Below are 17,187 nucleotides of genomic sequence, written 5' to 3'. Positions count from 1 at the left end.
TGACTGGCATTACGGGACTGGCGGGGCAAGAAAAACATGCCGGGGCATACCGACAAGTGGCAACGCACATCCGTGTGCGTGAGGTTAATAAATCAAGCAACGGAACTCTGGACTTACACGGGCAACGTTTTCAGCAGCGCAAAGGCCTCTTTCATGCGGTCTTCACTGACGACGAAGGCACACAGCTGGCCTTCGTCGTTCATCCCTCTGGCGACCATACCTTGCGCTTCGGCGGCAATATGCCAGTTCAGATCGCGGCGCTGGGTTTCCCCTGCCAGATGCAATGGCAACTCCGGCGTTTTGACTTTTACCAGCATCGCTGGCAGCTTCAATGGCGCATTGCCGCCGAGCAGGTTTTTCGCCAGATACATGGCGCTCAGCTGAATCGGCTGCAGGAACGGCAGGACCTGACCGTTAATTTCCGCACAGTCGCCGAGGGCATAAATGTCCGGGTGGCTGGTCTGCAGGTAGCTGTCGACGCAGACGCCACGATTGATGTTCAATCCGGCGCGACGCGCCAGTGCGGTTTCCGGGCGCAGGCCGGTGGCGGCAATCACCGCATCGACTTCGACGTTGCGGCTACGATCGAGCGTGGCGCGAATACCGGTACTGGTTTTCTCCAGACTCTGAAGCTGTGATTTCAGCAGCAGATGGACACCCATATCGGTCAGATGATGCTGTAAGCGACTGCTGACTTCCGGCGGCATCAGCGAGGCCAGAATGCTGGCGGCGTTGTCGATAAGCGTCACCGCTTTACCTGCACGACAGAAATCCATCGCCAGTTCGCTACCAATCAGGCCACCGCCAACAATCAGTACCCGCCGGGCGTCACGCAGCTGCGTTTCACAGGCGCGGTACTCTTGTTGGCTGTTCAATGTAAGCATTAACTCACGCCCGCTAACCGGAGGTACAAAGGCTGAAGCCCCCGTTGCCAGCACCAGTTTTTCGTACTGCCACTGCTTGTCCTGACTTTTCACTACGTGGGCATCGGCGTCGATGTCGGTTACCCAGGTATGTGGGAACAGGCGCAAATTAAACTGTTCGGCAAACTCACCCGCCGACTGGCGGGTGAGGTCGTCTGCACGCTGTGACTGACTGATAACGTGGCTGAGATCGGGCTTGTTGTACTCATCCATGCTGTCCGCGGCAATCAGGGTCAGCGGAACAGCCGCATCCTGTTTACGGATATTTTTGACTAACTGGCGGGCGGCAAAGCCCGAACCAATGATGACAATTCCGTGGCTCATTTTGCCTCCGTTGCCAGTACGTCAAAGACGTCTTTACCTAATGAACATTCCGGGCACAGGAAGTTATCCGGCACGTCGCTCCACGGCGTACCCGGTGCAACGTCCTGCAGCGGTTCACCTTTTGCTGGATCGTAAATCCACTGGCACACGCTGCACTGCATGCTGGGACCAAGATCGGCGGCAGCCGCAGCGGCACAGGCACAGGCTTCTTCCTGGGCGACGGCTTTCACGGTTGTTTCCGGCAATGGAGCCAGCGCCCACTGACGCGCGATTTCACGGCCGTGCTGGCGGCACAGTTCCAGCGCATCGAGGTCAGGACGCCATTTGGCCTTCAGGCTCAGGGACATTTCAAAGCCCGCATCCTGCAAACGCGTGGACAAACGGTCTACTGCACCGCCGCTCCAGCCGTGTGAACCAAAGGCGCTGGCACGCTTGTTACGAAAACGCAGGCCGGTCATCTCTTCCACCAGACCGGCGATTTTCGGCATCATCACGTTGTTCATTGTGGAAGTCCCGACCAGCACGCCTTTAGAGCGGAAGACGTTGGTCAGAACTTCGTTTTTGTCGCTGCGGGCGACGTTAAAGATTTTCACCGCCACGTTCGGGTCGACTTCGTTGATGCCCTGGGCAATCGCGTCCGCCATCATGCGGGTGTTGTTGGACATGGTGTCGTAGAAAATGGTGATGCGGTCTTCCTGATAATCCGCCGCCCATTTCAGGTACAGCTCAACGATTTGTGTCGGGTTGTCGCGCCATACCACGCCATGGGAAGTGGCAATCATATCGACCGGCAGGTTGAAGCCGAGGATCTCAGTAATTTTCGGTGTAACCAGACGGCTGAACGGCGTCAGGATGTTGGCATAGTAGCGCTGGCACTGTTCGAACAGCTCGGTCTGGTCAACTTCGTCGTTAAACAGACGTTCGTCGCAGTAGTGCTGACCGAAGGCGTCGTTACTGAACAGCACCGCATCGCCGGTCATGTAGGTCATCATACTGTCCGGCCAGTGCAGCATCGGCGTTTCAACGAAGATCAGCTGCTTGCCGTTACCAATGTCCAGCGAATCACCGGTTTTCACTACGTTAAAGTTCCATTCCGGGTGATGGTGGTGCCCGTTGATAGAGTCAATGGCGTTGGCGGTGCAGTAAATCGGCGTGTCCGGGATGCAGGACATCAGCTCGGTCAGCGCCCCGGCGTGGTCTTCTTCAGCGTGGTTAATGATGATGTAGTCGATATCCGCGAGGTCAATTTCACTGCGCAGGTTCTGCACGAATTCACGGCTAAACTTGTGGTCTACGGTATCAATCAGGACATTTTTTTCTTCACGGATGAGATAGCTGTTGTAGCTGCTGCCGCGCAGCGTTTTGTATTCAGTTCCGTGGAAATCACGCACTTCCCAGTCACGTTGGCCAACCCAATGAATGTTATTTTTAACCAGAATAGACATAACAACCTCAATTAATTCAGCGTTTTTCAAAAAAGATGTTTTGTTAATTGCAGGTTGCGTGCCAACTTTTTATTTATTTGATTTTAAAGGATTAGTTGTTTTTCCACCTATAAGGTGGTAGTCAAAATGACTATATGTTTTATTGTCAATATGACAATATGAATTGTCAAAATGACAATGAGGTAGCCATGAGCTTTTCCGTAGACGTGCTGGCGGGCATCGCCATTGAATTACAAAGCGGTATTGGGCATCAGGACCGTTTTCAACGCCTGATAACCACCTTGCGTCAGGTGCTGGAGTGCGACGCGTCGGCACTGCTGCGCTACGAGTCGCGACAGTTTATTCCGCTGGCGATCGATGGGCTGGCGCAGGATGTTCTCGGCAGACGCTTTACTCTGGAAGGGCATCCGCGTCTGGAGGCGATTGCCCGCGCCGGGGACGTGGTACGTTTTCCTGCCGACAGCGATTTGCCCGACCCGTATGATGGTCTGATTCCGGGGCAGGAGAGTCTGAAGGTGCATGCCTGTATTGGGCTGCCGTTGTTCGCCGGTCAAAATTTGATTGGCGCGTTAACGCTGGATGGCATGGAGCCCGATCAGTTCGATGTTTTCAGCGATGAGGAGCTTAGGCTGATTGCCGCACTGGCGGCTGGCGCATTGAGCAATGCGCTGCTGATTGAACAGCTGGAAAGCCAGAATATGCTGCCAGGTTCGTCAACCAACTTTGAGCAGGTGACGGAAACCCAGATGATTGGCCTGTCGCCCAATATGATGCAGTTGAAAAAAGAGATTGAGATTGTGGCGGGGTCCGATCTCAACGTACTGATTAGCGGCGAAACAGGGACCGGGAAGGAGCTGGTGGCTAAAGCTATCCATGAAGGTTCGCCGCGTGCGGTGAATCCACTGGTGTATCTGAACTGCGCGGCGTTGCCGGAAAGCGTTGCCGAAAGCGAACTGTTTGGTCACGTAAAAGGCGCGTTTACCGGGGCTATCAGCAATCGTAGCGGTAAGTTTGAAATGGCCGACAATGGGACGCTATTTCTCGACGAGATAGGTGAACTCTCGCTGGCGCTACAGGCTAAGCTGCTGCGCGTATTGCAGTACGGCGATATTCAGCGCGTGGGTGACGATCGCAGCTTGCGCGTGGATGTGCGAGTGCTGGCGGCGACGAACCGTGATTTACGCGAAGAGGTGTTGGCCGGGAATTTCCGTGCGGATTTGTTCCACCGGCTGAGCGTCTTTCCCCTTTCTGTACCGCCTCTTCGTGAACGCGGTGAAGACGTGGTGCTGCTGGCAGGCTATTTTTGCGAGCAATGTCGGCTGCGGCTGGGACTGTCCCGCGTGGTGTTAAGCCCCGGTGCGCGTAGTCATCTGTTGAGCTACGCCTGGCCCGGGAACGTGCGTGAACTGGAACATGCCATTCACCGCGCGGTCGTTCTGGCAAGAGCCACCAGGGCAGGGGATGAAGTGGTGCTGGAGGCGCAGCATTTTGCCCTGCAGGATGAAGCGCCAGTAACACCGGCGGCGGAAGTTGTTGCAGAGATCCCGCAGCAGCATAATCTGCGTGAGGCAACGGAGTCATTCCAGCGAGAGATGATCCGCCGGGCGCTGGCGCAAAATAACCACAGTTGGGCGGCAAGTGCGCGGGCGCTGGAAACAGACGTCGCCAACCTGCACCGGCTGGCGAAGCGTCTGGGGCTGAAGGATTAGATAATACCGGCCTGATAGAAATCCTGCAGGTTGATAGCACCGGTGAGTTTACCGTTTTCATCGACCACCGGTGCGGCGGTGATTTTGCGCTTCATCAGGATCTCTTTGGCGTCAATCGCGCGGCTCTGCGCCTGCAGCGTAATGCCATTGTGGGTCATTGCTTCGCTAACCTGAGTGGTGAGCGCTCCGCCGCCAACCAGCCAGCGGCGCAGGTCGCCGTCGGTAAAGACCCCTTTCACCAGTGACTGGTCGTCGCAGACCGCGACCAGGCCAAGACCCGTGCGGCTGAGTTCCAGCATCGCGTCCATGACGCTGGTGGTAAGCGTCACCTGCGGGATGGCATCGTCGCGGCGCATCAGATGATGCACTTTATTTAACAGACGAGCGCCCAGCGCACCCGCCGGATGCGAGCGGGCGAAATCTTCTTCGTTAAAGCCGCGCGCCTGCATCACGGCGATGGCCAGCGCGTCGCCCATCATCAGCGTGTTAACGGTGCTGGAGGTCGGCGCCAGGCGCATCGGACAGGCTTCGCGCTCAACAGAAATATCCAGCACGGCTTTGGCGGCCAGGCCCAACGGTGAGGTCGGTTTTCCGGTCATTGCCAGCAGGGCGACGGATTTGTCTTCCAGGCGTGGGATGATGAGATCCAGCTCTTTAGCCCCGCCGGAGTAGGAGATAAACAGCATGACATCGCGGCTTTCAATCATGCCTAAGTCGCCGTGCAGCGCTTCTGCCGGATGCACAAAAAAGGCAGGCGTGCCGGTACTGGCGAGGGTCGCCGCAATTTTTTTGCCAATATGGCCGGATTTGCCAATCCCGGAAACAATCACTTTGCCTTCACAGTGGATGATAGTATTGGCAGCGCGGACAAAATCATCGCCCAGTCGTTCTGGCAGTCGGCTGGCTTCCTGTAGCTCCAGCATTAACGTCTGACGGCCCGCGTTCAGTAGTGCATCACTCATTGGTTTCTCCGGTTATGATCACTTCAATCCCTTTTGCTTCCAGCGCCTGACGAAATGCAGGGTCGATACCCGCATCGGTAATCAGCTTGTCGACGCTTTCCAGACTGCATACAACATTAGGGCTTTTGCGCCCAAATTTTGACGAGTCAGCCATCAGAATCACTTCGCGAGCGGCATTACACATCGCTTTACTGACGCTAAACACCTCATTAAAAGTGGTCACGCCGGCATTGAGGTCAATGCCGTCGGTGCCCATGAAGAGTTTATCAAAGCTGAACTGCTCAAAGGCGTTTTCTGCCAGCTGACCGTGAAATGACGCAGATTTTTTGCGAAAGGTCCCGCCGGGCATCAGGATGGTTTGCTCGTTGTCCAGCTCCGAAAGGGCGTTAACAATGTGCAGGCTGTTGGTCATAACGGTGATGTTGCTAAAGCGCGTGAGCATCGGCACCATCTGCAGTACGGTGCTGCCCGCATCCAGAATAATCGAGTCGCCATCGTGAATAAAACGGACGGCGGCTTCGGCAATCCGCTCTTTTTTATGCGTGTTGATTAGCGTTTTGTGATCGATTGGCGGGTCGGATTCGTCTTTATTTAATACCACGCCGCCATAGGTACGAATGACGGTGCCGGCATTTTCCAGAATGACCAGGTCTTTGCGAATGGTCGTGCCGGTGGTGTCAAAGTAGTGGGCCAGTTCTTCAACCGAGCATTTTCCCTGCTTTTGCAGGTGCTCCAGTATGGCAGCCTGACGCTGACGAGGTTTCATAGGCGTGATTACCCTGACTATAGGTTGCAAAATGATAATTTCGCAAGCTATTAGCATTCACAACGAAATTACCCATGTTTCAGTTTAAGCGCTAATGATAGTGCATTCTGCGATAGCGGATCATGGGGAAAGATCACATCAGGCTGTAATTCATCAAGATGTTTGCCCATTATTGTGGCAATTTTGCCGGGTCTGGCGAATACCGTAAGACCTTTCATAAATAACGTATCGGTAACCCGCTGCTGCTCATCTAACGCAATGGCGATCACCACGCGGGGTTTAAAACGTCCGCCGGAGCGCCCCACGCCAACCCGACCCCGTTGGCAGAGCTTATCGAAAGCCCGATTAAAGCGGGATATTTGCCAGCCACCGAGCGCCAGTTGCAGGCACCAGGCGATAGCGGCGACGGTAATCAGTGCGGAAACCATAATGTACTCCTTTGATTTTGCCGGATAAGCGTAGCCGCCATCCGGCAATTCAACATTAAAACATCACCTGACCGCCGGTCACGTTGATGGACTGCCCGGTGCAGTAAGAGGCTTTTGGACTGGCGTAAAACAGCAGCATGTTCAGCACGTCCTGATAATCGCAGCCGCGTTTGAGCGGAACCTTATCAATGTAGTACTGCTCAACTTCGTCTGGCTTAAGGCCAAGCTTGGTCGCATATTGCGGTAGTAACGACTGGAACATCGGTGATTTCAGCAGATTGCCGAGCATCAATGAATGCACGGTGATCCCGTATTCCGCCAGATCCAGCGCCAGCGACTGGGTTAAGCCCACGCCGCCAAATTTTGCCGCGCTATAGCCAGAGTTGTGTTTACTGCCCACTTTCCCTGATTTGGAGTTGATCTGGATAATGCGCCCCTGAACGCCATCGCGGATCATCAGGCGTGAGAACTCACGTGCGCAGAGGAAGTAGCCGACCAGATTCACCTGCAGCGAGCGGTCGAAATCCCCAAGCTGAAAATCGCTAATAAATGCGGCTTTAGCGATACCGGCGCTGTAAACCAGCAGATCGACGCGACCGAATATTTCGTCCACTCCGCGCGACAGCGCCAGCACGCTCTGCTCGCTGGTGGCATCTGCGCCAAAACCGTAGGCGGTGCCATCGCCAAACTCGGCGTTAATTTCTTGCGCCACGTTGGCGGCTTTATCGCTTTGAATATCCACCACCGCGACGCGGTATCCTTCTGTCGCAAGCCCACGGCAAAGGAATGCCCCAAGGGTCTGGCCTCCACCAATGACAACGGCAACCTGATTCATCTTTATCTCCTTCAATCTTAAGCAACAAACTTCAAAATACAGCCCGGCGCGATACCGTCCGGTACGGGGCCTGCAACGTGTACGGTGCCGGGGAATTCCGCTTCGCTCAGTCCGTCAAAACGCAGGGTGATATGCCCTAGTTCACGTAAATTTTGTTCCGCTACGCTGCCAACGGCGGTGACCGGGTAGTGATGCTGGCCCAGTTCAAACTGGATCCCGGCTTGCAACGAACCGTTCAGCTCGCCGTGGCAATGAATGAAGCAAAACTCCTCGATATCCGCTGGCGCGCCTTCACGAAAGGTAATCAACATCTGGTCGCTGAGTGCATCCGGGGCGCTCTGGCCGATACGGGTGATGGTGGTCTGATAAATCACGGTCATTTTTGAATGCCTCTTATTGGTAAATAAAGCCGGAAACAAACCAGGCGATGAGAACGGTAGGCGCGCCGGTGAGAAAACGACTCACCAGAACGGATGGCACGCCGACGCGAACCGTGTCCTGACGCGCTTCGGCCAGCGACAGCCCGACAGGAATAAAGTCGCATGCAGCCTGAGCGTTAATGGCGAACAGGGCAGGTAGCGCCAGATGAGGGGGAATATTCCCCAAACCAATCTGTACGCCGATCAAAACGCCGATAACCTGGGCGATAACCGCACCGGGGCCGAGGAAAGGCGACAGCAGCGGGAAAGAACAAATCAGCGCCAGGGTCACCAGCCCCAGCGGATGGCTGGCTAACGGTGCGAGTCCATGGGCTATCCAGTCACCCAAACCGGAAGCCATAATGATGCCAATCAGTGCCGAGACAAACGCCATAAACGGCAGAATGGTTTTCAGCACAGTATCAATCGTGTCGCGCCCGGCCTGGAACAGCACCGCGACGGCGGAGCCCATGCCCATGCCAACTTTTGCCAGCAGGCCATCGCTCTGTTCAGTGATTTTTTTGCTGGTGTCGTAATCGCGACCGATAGTGCTGTTTACAGGCGTTGGCGTAGCGGATGCTTCACCGACAACGGTGATATTTTCTTCTTTCACGCCAGAGACATAGATATCTTCAATAATGTATTGTGCCAGAGGGCCGGATTTCCCGGTCGCGTGAATATTCACCGTCGGGATACGACGTTTTGGATAGATCCCGCAGCGCAGTGTGCCGCCGCAGTCGATGATCGCTACACCGATTTCATTCTCTGGTGGTTCACCTTCTTTGAAGCCATCAACGGCCTGCCAGCCGGTCAGGTTCGCCAGCTTGTCGACAATCGCCGGGCGCGTTCCGGCAGTGATATAGACAATTTTCTTCCCGGGCGTTGCTTCCAGTTCAAGCGGACCACCCCAACCACCGGTGCCTTTTTCAATACGAATACGCGTCATGATGTTGCTCCCGCCAGATGCACTTTCTGCTCAAGTTGAATGCCCATTTTTTTCTCAAAGATGGCGGTGGTGAAATCGGTCACCCAGCCACGGAAGAAGTTGGTCACCAGACCGACCAGCAAATAGCTCACCGCGAGCGGGCCGAGCGGGAGGCCCAGCGTCGTCAAGCCGCTGGCAATCCCCAGATAGACAAACAACTCTCCGGGGTTAATGTGTGGGAACAAGCCGTTCATTGAGTGGCAGCTATAGGACGCTGCTGCGTAATAGCTGGGCTTATATCTCTCTGGCATAAAACGGCCCAGGCTCAGCGTCATGGGGTTACAAAAAACGAATGTGCCGATGCACGGCAGCAGCAGGTAGCGGGACAATGGGTTTCCGGCGCAGCGCTGGGCAAAACGTTCAATACGCTGCTGGCCAATAAAGTTAATCAGCGCATTCATGATGACCAGCAGGCTAATCAGCAGTGGAAGAATACCGGTCACCATGCCGGTAAAGACCTCTCCGCCTTTCTGGAACAGCCCGATAAACCACTCCGCACCGAGTGTGATGGTGTCGATCATTATTCTCTCCTGTAGGGATTTTAGTTACCTTGCCAAACGGTAACCAATTTTAATCAGATCGAAAGATTTAAAAGTGTTATTTTGATCTCAAAATGAAAGGAAAATATTTTAATTTGAAAGTTATTGCGTGAGTGCTCGCAAATGTGCGGCTCAGAGATGAAAGGGGATGTAAATTCTGTGAAGGAGAGCGACTACCGCTTCCTTGTATGACGGAGGATGCTTTACCATACTTCCCCCAGGCTGAATTTGTTTAATGGATGTCTCATGTTCAAGCGTCGTTATGTAGCGTTACTCCCCCTTTTCGTACTGCTTGCTGCCTGTAGCAGCAAACCCAAACTTTCAGAGACTCAAACGACTACGGGTACGCCATCCGGCGGCTTCCTGCTTGAGCCGCAGCACAACGTCATGCAAACAAGCGGCGACTTCGCCAATAATCCGAATGCACAGCAGTTCATCGAGAAAATGGTGAACAAGCACGGCTTTGACCGCCAGCAATTGCAGGAGATCCTGTCGCAGGCCAAGCGTCTGGACTCGGTATTGCGTTTGATGGACCGCCAGGCGCCGACGACGCAACCGCCAGCCGGACCTAACGGCGCATGGCTGCGGTATCGTAAACAGTTCATCACGCCGGATAACGTGCAAAACGGCGTGGCGTTCTGGAATCAATACGAAGATGCGCTGAACCGCGCGTGGCAGGTATACGGCGTACCGCCGGAAATTATCGTTGGTATTATTGGCGTAGAAACTCGCTGGGGCCGCGTGATGGGTAAAACGCGGATTCTGGATGCGCTGGCGACGCTGTCGTTTAACTATCCTCGTCGTGCGGAATACTTCTCTGGCGAACTGGAAACCTTCCTGCTGATGGCGCGAGATGAAAGCGACGATCCGCTCGATTTGAAAGGTTCTTTCGCGGGGGCAATGGGCTACGGCCAATTTATGCCGTCTTCCTATAAACAATATGCCGTTGATTTCAATGGCGATGGGCACATTAACCTGTGGGATCCGGTTGATGCCATCGGTAGCGTGGCGAACTATTTCAAAGGTCACGGCTGGGTGAAAGGCGATACGGTCGCGATTCCGGCAAATGGTCAGGCGCCTGGGCTGGCTAACGGCTTTAAAACCCAGTACAGCATTTCTCAGCTTGCCGCCGCGGGCCTGACGCCGCAGCAGTCGTTGGGGAATCATCAGCAGGCCAGCCTGCTGCGCCTGGATATCGGTACCGGCTACCAGTACTGGTATGGGTTGCCGAACTTCTACACCATCACCCGCTACAACCACAGTACCCACTACGCGATGGCCGTGTGGCAATTGGGTCAGGCGGTGGCGCTGGCGCGCGTGCAGTAATTGCTCCCCCGGCCTACCGGAGGATATCTCTTGTAGGCCGGAGAAGATGTCCTGACATCCCCATCCGGCAGATCTTATTTGTGCAACGGAGCAATTTTTGGAATCCTCCTCGTAAAACGTTCTCCCCATCCCCATATTGGTTATGAAAGTGCTATCTTGTCCGGCATATTTTTTAACTGACAGAGGCTGAAATGACCGACAGTGAACTGATGCAGTTAAGCGAGCAGGTTGGCCTGGCGCTGAAAGCGCGCGGGGCAACAGTGACGACGGCGGAATCCTGTACCGGCGGCTGGGTAGCCAAAGCGATTACGGATATTGCCGGAAGTTCCGCCTGGTTTGAACGCGGGTTTGTGACCTACAGCAATGAAGCCAAAGCGCAGATGATTGGCGTGCGCGAAGAGACGCTGACCCAGCATGGCGCGGTGAGTGAACCGGTGGTCGTTGAAATGGCGATTGGCGCGCTAAAAGCCGCCCGTGCAGACTTCGCCGTCTCGATTAGCGGTATCGCAGGACCCGATGGCGGTAGTGAAGACAAGCCCGTGGGGACGGTATGGTTTGCCTTTGCCAGCGCAAGCGGCGAGGGGATTACCCGCCGGGAATGCTTTATCGGCGATCGCGATGCGGTACGTCGACAGGCGACTGTCTACGCGTTACAAACCCTGTGGCAACAATTTCTACAAAATACTTGATACTGTATGAGCATACAGTATAATTGCCTCAACAGAACATTATCTATCACGTTTCGCGGTTTAACCCGAAAGCGGCATGACAGGAGTAATTAATGGCTATCGACGAAAACAAACAGAAAGCGTTGGCGGCAGCGCTGGGTCAGATCGAAAAGCAATTCGGTAAAGGCTCCATCATGCGCCTCGGTGAAGACCGTTCCATGGACGTGGAAACCATCTCCACCGGTTCGCTTTCTCTGGATATCGCATTGGGCGCGGGCGGTTTGCCAATGGGCCGTATCGTCGAAATCTACGGGCCTGAATCCTCCGGTAAAACAACGCTGACACTGCAGGTTATCGCCGCCGCACAGCGCGAAGGTAAAACCTGCGCATTTATCGATGCAGAACACGCACTGGACCCGGTCTATGCCCGTAAGCTTGGTGTTGATATCGATAATCTGCTGTGTTCTCAGCCGGATACCGGTGAGCAAGCGCTGGAAATCTGTGATGCGCTGGCGCGTTCCGGCGCGGTTGACGTTATCGTGGTCGACTCCGTTGCCGCATTGACGCCGAAGGCTGAAATCGAAGGTGAGATCGGTGACTCTCATATGGGCCTTGCGGCACGTATGATGAGCCAGGCAATGCGTAAACTGGCCGGTAACCTGAAGCAGTCCAACACGCTGCTGATTTTCATCAACCAGATCCGTATGAAGATTGGCGTTATGTTCGGTAACCCGGAAACCACCACCGGTGGCAACGCCCTGAAATTCTATGCGTCTGTTCGTCTGGATATCCGTCGTATTGGCGCGGTGAAAGAAGGCGACAACGTGGTAGGTAGCGAAACCCGCGTTAAGGTCGTGAAAAACAAAATTGCAGCGCCGTTTAAACAGGCCGAATTCCAGATTCTTTACGGTGAAGGTATCAACTTCTACGGCGAACTGGTTGACCTGGGCGTGAAGGAGAAGCTGATTGAAAAAGCCGGTGCATGGTACAGCTACAACGGTGAGAAAATTGGTCAGGGTAAAGCGAACGCAACTAACTGGCTGAAAGAAAACCCGGCAACCGCGAAAGAAATTGAGAAGAAATTACGTGAGTTACTGCTCAATAGCCAGGATTCAACGCCTGATTTCTCCGTTGATGACAGTGGTGAAGACGTAAAAGAAACGAACGAAGATTTCTGATAACCTGTTTTGAATCGYATGTTTTGAATCGTATATAGTAAAGGGCTGCATATCATGCAGCCCTTTTTCATTTCTGAAGGCTCACTATGACAGACGCAACTTCCCGCCGTTCCGCTTATTCCCGACTTCTTGACCGCGCCGTGCGAATACTTGCGATGCGCGACCACAGTGAGCAGGAACTGCGGCGTAAGCTGGCCGCTCCGGTGATGGGAAAAAATGGACCGGAAGACATTGATGCTACGCCGGAGGATTACGACAAGGTCATCGCCTGGTGTATTGAAAGTCGCTATCTGGATGATGACCGCTTCGTTCAGCAGTTTATCGCCAGCCGCAGTCGTAAGGGCTACGGACCTGCCCGCGTGCGTCAGGAATTAAATCAGAAAGGGATCGCGCGTGAGTCTATTGAGCGAGCTATGCGCGAGTGTGAAATTGACTGGGCAGCGCTTGCACGTGAGCAGGCCGTCCGGAAATATGGAGAACCTTTACCTGTGGAATTTTCAGATAAGGTAAAGGTCCAGCGTTTTTTGCTCTATCGCGGCTATCTGATGGAAGATATTCAGGCAATATGGCGAAATTTTGACGATTGAGCGCATACGGGATTTTACTTCCCAGTAAAGAAAACTTATCTTATTCCCACTTTTCGATTGCCAGAGGCGCAGTTTACGTGCCGATGCTGGTAATGACATTTCGTTAGCTTGATTTCTTCAGGATAATTATGAGCAAGAGCACCGCTGAGATCCGTCAGGCGTTTCTCGATTTTTTCCATAGTAAAGGACATCAGGTAGTTGCCAGCAGCTCCCTGGTACCGAACAATGACCCTACTTTGTTGTTTACCAACGCCGGGATGAACCAGTTCAAGGATGTTTTCCTTGGCCTCGACAAGCGTAATTATTCCCGCGCAACCACCTCGCAGCGTTGCGTACGTGCGGGCGGTAAGCACAACGACCTGGAAAACGTCGGTTACACTGCACGTCACCATACCTTTTTCGAAATGCTGGGCAACTTCAGCTTCGGCGATTACTTCAAACACGACGCCATTCAATACGCATGGGAACTGTTGACCGGTGAAAACTGGTTTGCCCTGCCAAAAGAGCGTCTGTGGGTCACCGTCTATGAAACTGACGATGAAGCCTATGAAATCTGGGAAAAAGAAGTCGGTATTCCGCGCGAACGTATCATCCGTATCGGTGATAACAAAGGCGCGGCTTATGCTTCCGACAACTTCTGGCAGATGGGTGATACCGGTCCTTGCGGTCCGTGCACCGAAATTTTCTACGACCACGGCGACCATATTTGGGGTGGCCCTCCGGGAAGCGCGGAAGAAGATGGCGATCGCTACATTGAGATCTGGAACATCGTCTTCATGCAGTTCAACCGTCAGGCTGACGGCACCATGGAACCGCTGCCGAAACCGTCCGTGGATACCGGTATGGGTCTGGAGCGTATTGCGGCCGTGCTGCAACACGTTAACTCCAACTATGAAATTGACCTGTTCCGTTCACTGATTGAGTCCGTGGCGAAAGTCACCGGCGCGACCGATCTGAGCAATAAATCACTGCGCGTTATCGCCGACCATATCCGTTCCTGTGCGTTCCTGATTGCCGATGGCGTTGTTCCGTCTAATGAAAACCGTGGCTATGTGCTGCGCCGTATCATTCGTCGCGCAGTTCGTCATGGCAACATGCTGGGCGCGAAGGACACCTTCTTCTACAAGCTGGTTGGTCCGCTGGTAGATGTAATGGGTTCCGCGGGCGAAGAGCTGAAGCGTCAACAGTCTATGGTTGAGCAGGTTCTGAAAACCGAAGAAGAGCAGTTTGCGCGTACGCTGGAGCGTGGCCTGGCGCTGCTGGATGAAGAACTGGCAAAACTGTCCGGCGATACGCTGGACGGCGAAACCGCATTCCGTCTGTATGACACCTACGGTTTCCCGGTTGACCTGACGGCAGACGTTTGCCGCGAGCGTAACATTAAGGTTGATGAAGCCGGCTTTGAAGCCGCAATGGAAGAACAGCGCCGTCGCGCACGTGAAGCCAGCGGCTTTGGCGCAGACTACAATGCGATGATTCGCGTTGATGGTGCTTCTGAATTTAAAGGCTACGAGCACCTGGAACTGAACGGCAAAGTCACCGCGCTGTTTGTTGATGGTAAAGCGGTAGACGCCATTAACGCAGGTCAGGATGCCGTTGTCGTTCTTGACCAGACACCGTTCTATGCGGAATCTGGTGGTCAGGTTGGCGATAAAGGCGAACTGAAAGGTGCGGGCTTCGCGTTTGCCGTTAGCGACACGCAGAAATATGGTCAGGCGATTGGTCACATCGGCAAACTGTCTGCGGGCTCTCTGAAAGTTGGCGATGCCGTGCAGGCAGATGTGGATGAAGCGCGTCGTGCGCGTATTCGCCTGAACCACTCCGCAACGCATCTGATGCACGCGGCGCTGCGCCAGGTTCTGGGCACGCACGTGGCACAGAAAGGTTCGCTGGTTAACGATAAAATTCTGCGCTTCGACTTCTCTCATACCGAAGCGATGAAGCCTGCTGAAATCCGTGCCGTTGAAGATCTGGTGAATGCGCAAATTCGTCGCAACCTGCCGATTGAAACGAACATCATGGATCTTGAGGCGGCGAAAGCCAAAGGTGCAATGGCGCTGTTTGGTGAGAAATACGATGACCACGTGCGTGTACTGAGTATGGGTGATTTCTCTACCGAACTGTGTGGTGGTACTCACGCCAGCCGTACGGGCGATATCGGTCTGTTCCGTATTATCTCCGAGTCTGGTACTGCTGCGGGCGTTCGTCGTATCGAAGCCGTGACCGGTGAAGGTGCTCTTAATACCGTGCATGCTGAAAGCGATCGCTTAAGCGATATTGCGCAGTTGCTGAAAGGCGATAGCCAGAATATCGGTGACAAAGTTCGTTCCGTACTGGAACGTACGCGTCAGCTCGAAAAAGAATTGCAGCAATTGAAGGAACAGGCCGCAGCGCAGGAAAGTGCGAACCTTTCCAGCAAAGCCGTTGATATCAATGGCGTGAAGCTGTTGGTCAGCGAGCTTGCGGACGTTGAACCGAAAATGCTGCGTACCATGGTTGATGATCTGAAAAATCAGCTGGGTTCTACTGTTGTCGTACTGGCAACAGTTGCTGAAGGTAAGGTTTCTCTGATTGCGGGCGTGTCTAAGGATGTGACAGACCGCGTGAAAGCAGGGGAACTGATTGGGATGGTCGCTCAGCAGGTAGGCGGCAAGGGTGGTGGTCGTCCGGACATGGCGCAAGCCGGTGGTACGGATGCTGCGGCTCTGCCGGCAGCGTTAGCCAGTGTGAAAGGCTGGGTTAGCGCAAAACTGTAAAAATTATAAGCGTAAGCCGACGCTGCGGACTTCAATCCGCAGCGTTTGCGTCAACGCTATCGACAACGATAAAGTCAGGTTGAAGTTGTGTATATCGGCTAAACTTAGGTTTAACAGAATGTGATGCCGTGACTGCTTACACTTAGGTGTTTGTCATCGCTTACTTTTTGGCGTTATATGATGGATAATGCCGGGATACAGAGAGACCCGACTCTTTTAATCTTTCAAGGAGCAAAGAATGCTGATTCTGACTCGTCGAGTTGGTGAGACCCTCATGATAGGCGATGAGGTCACCGTGACAGTTTTAGGGGTGAAGGGCAACCAGGTGCGCATTGGCGTCAACGCCCCGAAAGAAGTTTCTGTCCATCGGGAAGAGATCTACCAGCGTATCCAGGCTGAAAAATCCCAGCAGTCCAGTTACTAAGGTTTTCGCGTCTCACCTGTCTGGTGAGGCGCAACCTGATCGAGTTACCCTTTTTCTTCTCTGTTCTTCTTCGTCCTCCCCATTTTTTCGATTCCACTGGGCGTAATGCCTTTCCCTACGAAGTTTCCGTTTGTTCACTGCTTCAGGAAATTGCCAATTTATCTGTTGATAAAACACTCTTTTTGCCGTTTTTGCAGACTAATTGCGCGTGAAATGTGCAAACGATAAAAGCTCTGGAAAAATTGTTTGACTTATAAGTCCCAGAAAGTAATATGTGCGCCACGCAGCGACGATGAGCAGAAACAAGTTCTTCGAAGCACTCGTAAGAGGCGTGTTGGTGAGGTGGCCGAGAGGCTGAAGGCGCTCCCCTGCTAAGGGAGTATGCGGTCAAAAGCTGCATCCGGGGTTCGAATCCCCGCCTCACCGCCATTTGCATCCGTAGCTCAGCTGGATAGAGTACTCGGCTACGAACCGAGCGGTCGGAGGTTCGAATCCTCCCGGATGCACCATCTTCTCTGCAATAACGCATTAGCGTTGTTACGGAAATCGATATCACTTTAGCAGCGATATCAAATCTGCAGTAAGTAAGTTTTCCTGATGCATCCGTAGCTCAGCTGGATAGAGTACTCGGCTACGAACCGAGCGGTCGGAGGTTCGAATCCTCCCGGATGCACCATCTTCTTCGCAGTATCAGTAGTAAACAGCAATTCCCGATGCATCCGTAGCTCAGCTGGATAGAGTACTCGGCTACGAACCGAGCGGTCGGAGGTTCGAATCCTCCCGGATGCACCATCTTCTTCGCAGTATCAGTAGTAATCAGCAATTCCCGATGCATCCGTAGCTCAGCTGGATAGAGTACTCGGCTACGAACCGAGCGGTCGGAGGTTCGAATCCTCCCGGATGCACCATCTCC

16 protein-coding genes and 5 tRNA genes are annotated in these 17,187 nt (G+C 53.8%); 12 read left to right on the top strand and 9 right to left on the bottom strand.

The features are described from left to right. Positions 1–113: 113 nt before the first annotated feature. Both norW and norV read right to left on the bottom strand, forming a co-directional pair. Entirely contained in the window at positions 114–1,247 is a 1,134-nt protein-coding gene (gene norW / locus JTI85_RS17320; protein WP_115601585.1) for an NADH:flavorubredoxin reductase NorW, read from the bottom strand. Beyond that, positions 1,244–2,692 carry an anaerobic nitric oxide reductase flavorubredoxin gene (norV, locus tag JTI85_RS17315; protein WP_048213024.1) on the bottom strand — a complete coding sequence of 483 codons (1,449 nt, stop codon included), beginning with the start codon at positions 2,690–2,692 and terminating at the stop codon, positions 1,244–1,246. Before norV ends, norW begins: the two co-directional genes overlap by 4 nt. A gap of 188 nt (positions 2,693–2,880) precedes the next feature. Here norV and norR point away from each other — a divergent pair, with 188 nt between their 5' ends. Next, positions 2,881–4,401, top strand: a complete 1,521-nt coding sequence (gene norR, locus JTI85_RS17310; RefSeq protein ID WP_048213023.1) for a nitric oxide reductase transcriptional regulator NorR — start codon at positions 2,881–2,883, stop codon at positions 4,399–4,401. Here norR and gutQ read toward each other — a convergent pair. From gutQ to srlA, 7 genes are all read right to left on the bottom strand, one after another. Further along, positions 4,398–5,363, bottom strand: coding sequence for an arabinose-5-phosphate isomerase GutQ (gutQ, locus tag JTI85_RS17305; RefSeq protein ID WP_137364287.1), 966 nt, complete (start codon positions 5,361–5,363; stop codon positions 4,398–4,400). The two genes, norR and gutQ, sit on opposite strands and share 4 nt — an antisense overlap. Beyond that, the gene (locus JTI85_RS17300; protein WP_048213021.1) at positions 5,356–6,129 is read right to left on the bottom strand and encodes a DNA-binding transcriptional repressor; all 774 of its coding nucleotides are present in this window, start codon (positions 6,127–6,129) and stop codon (positions 5,356–5,358) included. Before JTI85_RS17300 ends, gutQ begins: the two co-directional genes overlap by 8 nt. Before the next feature lie 68 nt (positions 6,130–6,197). Then, the gene (gutM, locus tag JTI85_RS17295; protein WP_048213020.1) at positions 6,198–6,557 is read right to left on the bottom strand and encodes a transcriptional regulator GutM; all 360 of its coding nucleotides are present in this window, start codon (positions 6,555–6,557) and stop codon (positions 6,198–6,200) included. A 55-nt stretch (positions 6,558–6,612) separates the two neighbouring features. Further along, positions 6,613–7,392: a sorbitol-6-phosphate dehydrogenase gene (gene srlD, locus JTI85_RS17290; RefSeq protein ID WP_005130555.1), complete on the bottom strand. Its 780-nt coding sequence runs from the start codon at positions 7,390–7,392 to the stop codon at positions 6,613–6,615. Positions 7,393–7,409: 17 nt separating this feature from the next. Then, complete coding sequence (srlB, locus tag JTI85_RS17285; RefSeq protein ID WP_048213019.1) at positions 7,410–7,772, bottom strand: PTS glucitol/sorbitol transporter subunit IIA; 363 nt, start codon at positions 7,770–7,772, stop codon at positions 7,410–7,412. A 13-nt stretch (positions 7,773–7,785) separates the two neighbouring features. After that, the gene (locus JTI85_RS17280) at positions 7,786–8,757 is read right to left on the bottom strand and encodes a PTS glucitol/sorbitol transporter subunit IIB (protein WP_061068450.1); all 972 of its coding nucleotides are present in this window, start codon (positions 8,755–8,757) and stop codon (positions 7,786–7,788) included. Beyond that, complete coding sequence (gene srlA, locus JTI85_RS17275) at positions 8,754–9,317, bottom strand: PTS glucitol/sorbitol transporter subunit IIC (protein WP_048213017.1); 564 nt, start codon at positions 9,315–9,317, stop codon at positions 8,754–8,756. Before srlA ends, JTI85_RS17280 begins: the two co-directional genes overlap by 4 nt. A 264-nt stretch (positions 9,318–9,581) precedes the next feature. Between srlA and mltB the strand changes: the two genes are divergently transcribed. The 11 genes from mltB to JTI85_RS17220 all read left to right on the top strand — a co-directional run bounded on the left by mltB (position 9,582) and on the right by JTI85_RS17220 (position 17,182). Next, positions 9,582–10,661, top strand: coding sequence for a lytic murein transglycosylase B (gene mltB / locus JTI85_RS17270; RefSeq protein ID WP_219351801.1), 1,080 nt, complete (start codon positions 9,582–9,584; stop codon positions 10,659–10,661). Between the two features lie 191 nt (positions 10,662–10,852). Beyond that, the gene (gene pncC / locus JTI85_RS17265; protein ID WP_115601590.1) at positions 10,853–11,350 is read left to right on the top strand and encodes a nicotinamide-nucleotide amidase; all 498 of its coding nucleotides are present in this window, start codon (positions 10,853–10,855) and stop codon (positions 11,348–11,350) included. 92 nt (positions 11,351–11,442) lie between these two features. After that, positions 11,443–12,507 (top strand): recombinase RecA, encoded by a 1,065-nt coding sequence (recA, locus tag JTI85_RS17260; RefSeq protein ID WP_121584967.1) that lies wholly within the window; start codon positions 11,443–11,445, stop codon positions 12,505–12,507. A gap of 86 nt (positions 12,508–12,593) precedes the next feature. Continuing rightward, positions 12,594–13,094, top strand: a complete 501-nt coding sequence (recX, locus tag JTI85_RS17255; RefSeq protein ID WP_061068449.1) for a recombination regulator RecX — start codon at positions 12,594–12,596, stop codon at positions 13,092–13,094. A gap of 128 nt (positions 13,095–13,222) precedes the next feature. Next, entirely contained in the window at positions 13,223–15,850 is a 2,628-nt protein-coding gene (gene alaS, locus JTI85_RS17250) for an alanine--tRNA ligase (protein WP_048213013.1), read from the top strand. A gap of 238 nt (positions 15,851–16,088) precedes the next feature. Beyond that, positions 16,089–16,274 carry a carbon storage regulator CsrA gene (gene csrA, locus JTI85_RS17245; protein ID WP_000906486.1) on the top strand — a complete coding sequence of 62 codons (186 nt, stop codon included), beginning with the start codon at positions 16,089–16,091 and terminating at the stop codon, positions 16,272–16,274. Between the two features lie 336 nt (positions 16,275–16,610). After that, positions 16,611–16,703, top strand: a tRNA-Ser gene (locus JTI85_RS17240). 3 nt (positions 16,704–16,706) lie between these two features. Next, a tRNA-Arg gene (locus JTI85_RS17235) sits at positions 16,707–16,783 on the top strand. A 90-nt stretch (positions 16,784–16,873) separates the two neighbouring features. After that, positions 16,874–16,950: transfer RNA gene (locus JTI85_RS17230), tRNA-Arg, on the top strand. A gap of 39 nt (positions 16,951–16,989) precedes the next feature. Next, positions 16,990–17,066 (top strand) — tRNA-Arg (locus JTI85_RS17225). A gap of 39 nt (positions 17,067–17,105) precedes the next feature. After that, positions 17,106–17,182: transfer RNA gene (locus JTI85_RS17220), tRNA-Arg, on the top strand. Positions 17,183–17,187: the final 5 nt, after the last annotated feature.

Source organism: Citrobacter sp. Colony219 (genome assembly GCF_019382635.1).
Taxonomy (GTDB): domain Bacteria; phylum Pseudomonadota; class Gammaproteobacteria; order Enterobacterales; family Enterobacteriaceae; genus Citrobacter; species Citrobacter youngae.
This window is presented reverse-complemented; position numbering and strand designations above follow the sequence as displayed.